1 protein-coding gene is annotated in these 1,705 nt (G+C 63.1%); it reads left to right on the top strand.

All coding sequences use genetic code 11. The annotated features are described in order from the left end of the window. The coding region (locus AC097P_RS23605) for a putative bifunctional diguanylate cyclase/phosphodiesterase (RefSeq protein ID WP_479612871.1) at positions 1 to 1,585 on the top strand (1,585 nt) is incomplete at its 5' end. Positions 1,586 to 1,705 lie beyond the last annotated feature (120 nt).

The following is a 1,705-nucleotide window of genomic DNA, read 5'->3' as shown; positions in this document are numbered from 1 at the left end:
CGAGGTGGTGGCACCTTTCCGCCAGGCCCAGGTGGCGCTAGCGTGGATCACCGGCCTGGGCGTGGTGCTGTTTGCCATTGGCAGTGTGTTTGCGGCGCGGCGCGTGACCACACCTTTGCGCTCGCTGGTCCACGCCACCGAGGTACTGGGGCGTGGCCAGTACGACGTGCCCATGCAGCACACCGACCGCCATGACGAGATTGGTGGACTGGCCAAGGCCTTTGACGCCATGCGCATCAGTATCGGCGCGCAGCAAAACGAGATTCGCACACTGGCCTACTGGGACCGCCTGACCGGCCTGCCCAACCGGGCGCGCTTTCGCGAGGCGGTGCAGGAGCAGATCCAGGCGGCCAGCGCCGAGGGTGGTAACCCCGCCCGCGGCATGGCCATTGTGATGCTGGACATTGACCGTTTCAAACACGTCAACGACGTGCTGGGCTACTCCTTTGGCGACCAGTTGCTGATTGCCGTGGCCAAACGGCTGACCCAGCAGGACATGCGCGCCGGCGACATGGTGGCGCGCTTAGGGGGTGACGAGTTTGCCGTCATGCTGACCGGCAGCAATGCCGACATCGCGGTCACCGTCGCGCAGCGTATTGCCAAGTCGTTTGAACTGCCGCTGGCCTTTGAAGAGCAAACCGTGGACATGAGCGCCAGCATGGGCATCGCCTGCTTTCCACAACACGCGCAGGATGTGGACGCGCTGCTGTCGCGCGCCGAGGTTGCCATGTACGCCGCCAAGTCGCGCACCACGCTGATGCAGGTCTACGACGCGTCGCTGGACTCATCGAGCACCGAGACCCTGTCTATGCTGTCCGAGCTGCGCAACGCCGTAGCCCAGGGCGAGCTACGCCTGTTCCTGCAACCCAAGCTCAGCCTGGCCACAGGCCGCGTGGTGGCCGCCGAAGCCCTGGTGCGTTGGCAACACCCGCAACGCGGCCTGGTGCCGCCCATGGAGTTCATACCGTTTGCCGAGCAGACCGGTTTTGTGCGCCAGTTGACGACCTGGATGTTTGAAGAGTCCGCCCGCGTTAGCAAGACACTGATTGGCCTGGACGAGGGTTTTAAGCTGGCCATCAACCTGTCCACCCGCGACCTGCTGGACCTGGAGTTCCCGGCCCGGCTGGATGCCTTGCTGGCCCAATACGAGATACCAGCCACCGCCTTCTGCCTGGAGATCACCGAGAGCGCCATCATGGACGACCCCCAGCGCGCCCAGGCCACGCTAAACCTGCTGTCTGCGCGCGGCTTCAAGCTCTCGATAGACGACTTTGGCACCGGATATTCGTCGCTTGCCTACCTGAAAAGCCTGCCGGTGGACGAACTCAAGATCGACAAGTCCTTTGTGATGAACATGGAGAAGGACGAGGACGACGCGAAGATCGTTCGCTCCACAGTTGACCTGGCACACAACCTGGGCCTGACCGTGGTGGCCGAGGGCGTGGAGAACGCCTTGATCTGGGACAAGCTTAAGGCCTTGCAGTGCGATGAAGCGCAGGGCTATTTCATGAGCAAGCCGATTGCGGCGCATACGTTTGCGGCGTGGTGCGAGGGGTGGAATGCGAAACAGGGGCAGGTGGCCTAAAGACCGCCCGCCGCTCCCAACCACTTACTAGCGGCTGCTCGGAAACGCAAACACTGTCCCCTCGCGCACACCCGCACTCGGCCAACGCTGGGTAATCGTCTTGCGCTTGGTGTAAAACCG

The organism is Rhodoferax sp. ZS1R8 (assembly GCF_056521325.1).
Note: the sequence above shows the minus strand (reverse complement) of the source record. Positions and strands in the feature narration are given on the sequence as shown.